Origin of the sequence: Nocardiopsis sp. TNDT3 (assembly GCF_003427465.1) — a bacterium.
In the GTDB taxonomy this organism is placed as follows: domain Bacteria; phylum Actinomycetota; class Actinomycetes; order Streptosporangiales; family Streptosporangiaceae; genus Nocardiopsis; species Nocardiopsis dassonvillei.
This window is the reverse complement of record NZ_QPFC01000026.1, coordinates 1-4,805: the sequence shown is the minus strand read 5'-3', so window position 1 is coordinate 4,805 and position 4,805 is coordinate 1. Positions and strand designations below refer to the sequence as shown.

General features: G+C 73.5%; 2 protein-coding genes and 1 riboswitch. Of the genes, one reads left to right on the top strand and one right to left on the bottom strand.

Annotated elements, in window-relative coordinates:
- Positions 1 to 127: 127 nt before the first annotated feature.
- The gene (gene metE, locus DQW06_RS00665) at positions 128 to 2,428 is read right to left on the bottom strand and encodes a 5-methyltetrahydropteroyltriglutamate--homocysteine S-methyltransferase (RefSeq protein WP_117197761.1); all 2,301 of its coding nucleotides are present in this window, start codon (positions 2,426 to 2,428) and stop codon (positions 128 to 130) included.
- Positions 2,429 to 2,592: 164 nt separating this feature from the next.
- Positions 2,593 to 2,756, bottom strand: a riboswitch (cobalamin riboswitch).
- Positions 2,757 to 3,034: 278 nt separating this feature from the next.
- Here metE and DQW06_RS00660 point away from each other — a divergent pair.
- On the top strand, positions 3,035 to 4,624 hold the full coding sequence (locus DQW06_RS00660) for a polysaccharide deacetylase family protein (protein ID WP_041552329.1): 1,590 nt from the start codon (positions 3,035 to 3,037) through the stop codon (positions 4,622 to 4,624).
- The last annotated feature ends 181 nt before the right edge of the window (positions 4,625 to 4,805 follow it).

The window sequence follows — 4,805 nt, the reverse complement described above, 5'->3', positions numbered from 1 at the left end:
GGCGACGGTGTGGGCACGAGCCGTCTCACCGGAGGCGCCACTGTGCCTGCTTCAACCCGATTCCCGTTCTCCGGGCGCCCGGACACGGACCGAGGCGAAGCGGAGGTCCACAAAAACACCGCCGGGCTCACGCCAGGTCGGCGCGCACCCGGCGGGCCGCCTCGACCATGTTGCGCAGGGCCTGTTCGGCCTCGGCGTAACCGCGCGTCTTGAGGCCGCAGTCGGGGTTCACCCACAGGTTCCGGGCGTCGATGTGCGCGACCGCCAGCCGCAGCGCCCCCTCGATCTCCTCCACCGAGGGCACCCGCGGGGAATGGATGTCGTACACGCCCGGGCCGATCCCGCGCCCGTAGCCGCGCTCGCCCAGGTCCCGCACCAGCTCCATGCGCGAGCGGGCGGCCTCCACGCTGGTGACGTCGGCGTCCAGCGCCTCGATGCCGCCGACGATCAGCCCGAACTCCGAGTAGCACATGTGCGTGTGGATGGTCGTGGACGGCGACACCCCCGACGTGGCCAGGCGGAAGGAGCCCACCGCCCAGTCCAGGTACCGCGCCCGGTGCTCCGAGCGCAGCGGCAGCAGTTCGCGCAGGGCCGCCTCGTCCACCTGGATATGGCGGATCCCGGCGCGTTCCAGGTCGGCGACCTCGTCGCGCAAACTCAAGGCCACCTGGCGTGCGGTCTCGCCCAGCGGCTGGTCGGTGCGCACGAACGACCAGGCGAGCATGGTGACCGGACCGGTCAGCATGCCCTTGACCGGCTTGTCGGTGCGCGACTGGGCGTAGGTGGTCCACTCGACCGTCATCGGCTGGGGGCGCGAGACGTCGCCGAACAGGATCGGCGGGCGCACGCACCGCGAACCGTAGGACTGCACCCAGCCGTTCTCGGTGGTGGCGTAGCCCTCCAGCTGCTCGGCGAAGTACTGGACCATGTCGTTGCGCTCGGGCTCGCCGTGCACGAGCACATCCAGTCCGATCTCCTCCTGGAGCGCGACGACCCGGTCGATCTCCTCGCGCAGGACGGCCTTGTAGGCGTCCTCCGCCAGTTCCCCCCTGCGGTGCGCGGCGCGGGCGCGGCGCAGCTCGGCGGTCTGCGGGAAGGACCCGATGGTGGTCGTGGTGAGCGGGGTGTCGGTGGGCCTGCCGCGTTCCCGCGGGCGCTCGTAGGCGTCCGGGCCCAGGGCGTCGAGGCGGGCGCGCACGCGCGCGTCGGTGAAGGCGGGGGGACGGACGCCGCCCCGTCCGGTGTGCTCGGACTCGGCACCCTCGGACAGCACGCGGCCGAGCAGGGCCGTCTCCTCGGCCTTCTGCTTGGCGAAGGCCAGGGCCCCGCGCAGCTCGGGGGCCAGGAAGGGCTCGGCGTCCAGGTCCAGGGGCACGTGCAGCAGGGAGCAGGAGGTGCTCACGGTCAGCTCGTCGGTGAGGGCGAGCAGGGTACCGAGCGCGGCGACGGCGGCCGGGATGTCGGTGCGCCAGACGTTGCGCCCCTCCACCACGCCCGCGACCAGGCGGGTGGCGCCCAGGCCGGAGACCCGCACCAGGTCGTCCACGCCCTCGTCGTCGGTGACCAGGTCCAGGCCGACCGCCTCGACCGCGGAGTCCTTGAGGACGCGCAGGGCGGCGGAGCCGATGGAGCCGAAGTAGGTGGACACCAGCAGGGAGGGGCGGTCGGTGACCGCGCCCAGGTACTGGTAGGCGCGCTCCAGGTGGCCGACGGCGGCGCGGCCCTCGTCGGTGGCCAGGATCGGCTCGTCCAGCTGGACCTCGGTGGCGCCCGCGGCCCGCAGGTCGCCGAGCAGCTGGGCGTAGGCCTCCAGGAGCTGGTCGAGCAGCTGGACGGGTTCCCAGCCCTCGGGGGCGCCGTCGGCGGGCTTGGCCAGCAGCAGGAAGGTGAGCGGACCGACCAGGACCGGGCGGGTGTGGAAACCCGCCTCGGCCGCCTCTCGGAACTCGGCGACGGGCTTGTCGCCCACCAGGCGGGGACGGCTGCCGGGCGAGAGCTCGGGGACCAGGTAGTGGTAGTTCGTGTCGAACCACTTGGTCATCTCCAGCGGCGGGGCGCCCTGTTCGCCGCGGGCGAGCGCGAAGTAGCGGCGCAGTTCCTCCTCGCGGTCCGCCGCCGCGGCGGGAGGGGCGAAGCGGGAGGGGACCAGGTCGAACAGGACCGCGGTGTCCAGCACGTGGTCGTAGTAGGAGAACGTGTTGGAGGGGATGTCGTCGACACCGGCCTCGCGCATCTGGGCGTAGACGCCCAGGCGCAGCCCGGCGGCGACCTCGTCCAGTTCGCGGGCGGTGGTGCGGCCCCTCCAGTGGGACTCGCAGGCGCGCTTGAGCTCGCGGGCGGGGCCGATGCGCGGGTAGCCGTGCACGGTCGAGCGCACGGAGGGGCGTGGTCCGCCCGGGGCCGCGGACGGCGCGGGGGTCGTGGTCATGAGCTTCTCTCCCTCGTCGAAAGCCGGGTACCGGCCGCGAGGGGAGAAGAGGGGAGGACACGCCGACGGACGCGCCGCGGGCGCGCACCGGACCTGCCACCGCCTCCGGCCCTCCCTCGGGGCGCGGGACCACCGGCGCCGCGGGTGCGTCGCCGGGTGGAGGCAGGTCTTCGGACTCGGGGGCGCGGGCGGTGCCGACACCGCTCCTCCTACTGGCCGCCGCTTCCCGGTGTGCGGTCTCCGCGACCGGCACTACCAGTGCTCATGGCGACGTTCGTTCCCCCATACCGCTGCGGGGCAGTCCCGGACTCGCACCGGGTTCCCTCTTGCGACATGGTTCCGCCCCGCCCGTTCCGGGCCGGACCCGGGACGCGGGGGTGGATCATGTACCTTCCACGGCTGCAAGTATAGGGAGGGCCCCCTTCGCCCCTGTACCCGGCGTGCGGCCCCATGCGCCCGGCCCGGACGGTGAGAACCCCCGTCCTTCGACCGGCGTCACACACGAAGTCAAGCGTTGCGCGGGTGAGCTCCCCTCTGCTCCCCGCGGACGTTCGTCTGAGCGATGAACGTGGAGATTCCCTCGTGAGTAAGCAGTCCCGCCTCGCCATGGCACCGGACCACCCCCTGATCACGGTCGTGGTAGCCCTGGCGGTCCTGGCGGGCATGGTGTTGTTGGCCACCCGCTCCTCCGGGGAGCCCGAGCCCGGGCCGCGGACGCATGGAGCGCCGGTCTCCGAGAGCGAGCCGTCGCCCCCGGCCTCCGGTGAGCCCGACGGGCTCACCGAGGTGGACGCGGCCGCGGTGGCGGGCCTGGAGGAGGCCGAACTGCCCTACGACGGGGAGATCTCCGTCGCGGTGACCTATCCGGTGATCCCCAACGCCGAGCCGCTGGCCGACTTCCTGGAGCGTGAGCTGACCGACGAGGTGCACGCCTTCGAGGCCGCCAACCCCGGCGCGGTCTCCTTCGAGGCGGGGTGGAACCTGACCGCGGCGCGCGACGGCCTGCTGGGGGTCCGCGTGACCCGGGTGGAGACCGACTCCGAGGGGTCCCGGGAGGGGTACACCACCTACTGGTACGACACCGAGACCGCGGCGCACCACCCCTCCGCCGCACTGGTCGGCGGCCAGGAGCAGCTGGAGGAGCTCAACGGCCTGGTGCGCGGCGCCGTCGGAAGCGGGGAGGGCGGGGAGGGCCCGGCCGACCCCGGCGTCGTCCACCCGATCAGCTCCCTGTACGACTCGGTGGGCTTCAACCCCGACGGCGACCTGGTCGTGGAGTTCGACGCCGGGCAGGTCGCCCCGGCGGAGGAGGGCCGCACGCGCGCGGTGGTCGCCGCCGGTGAGGCCGAGGGCCTGCTGTCCGAACTGGGCCTGCGCGTGCGCGACGCCGCGACCGTGGGCGTGGAGGACTTCTCCATCGCCGCCCCGCCCCAGGCCGACAAGGACGGCCAGGAGGAGGGCGCCGTGCCCGGGCAGGTGCCCGCGGTGGACCCCGAGGTCGACTGCTCCGACCCCGAAACCAAGTGCGTGGCGCTGACCTACGACGACGGGCCCGGCGGGCGCACCCCCGAACTGCTGGACGCCCTCGCCGAGTACGACGCGCGGGCCACGTTCTTCGTCACCGGCAACCCCGTCATGGAGCACCCGCACACGGTGCGGCGCGCCTACGCGGAGGGGCACGAGATCGCCAACCACACCCTGAACCACCCCGACCTGGCCGGTCTGGGCGCGGGAGGGGTGCGCGCGGACCTGGACGTCGTGCAGGCGCTGGTGTACCGCGAGACCGGCTACACCATGAACCTCATGCGCCCGCCCTACGGCTCGACCGACGAGGGCGTGGCCTCGGTGACCGCGGACATGGGCCTGGCCCAGATCCTGTGGAGCGTGGACACCCTCGACTGGAAGGACCGCAAGGCCTCGGTGATCCACGACCGGGTGCTGGAGGGCGCTTCGGACGGGGCGATCATCCTCATGCACGACATCCACGGCACCACCGTCGACGCCTCCCGCACGGCCATCCGGGAACTGGACGAGCAGGGGTACACCATGGTCACGGTGTCCCAGCTGCTGGGGACCACGACCCCCGGCCAGAGCTACATGGACGGGGTCCCCGACGCCCCGGAGGAGGACGCCGACCCCTCCGAGGAGGCCGGTGAGCCCGCTGAGGGGGCCGAGGAGGCTTCCGAGGAGGCCTGAAGGGCGCGGCGTCACGGCGCGGCGGGCGGTTCCGGGTGAGGATGGCCCCGGGAGGGCTTCGGGGCCGCGGCCGGTGGGACGCACGGGGTGCGGAGCACCGGGTGGGGACGGAAAGGACGACCCGCACGGGTGTTCCCGGTCTCCGGCGCGCTGCCCGTCCCGGAGCGGTGACCACATGTGG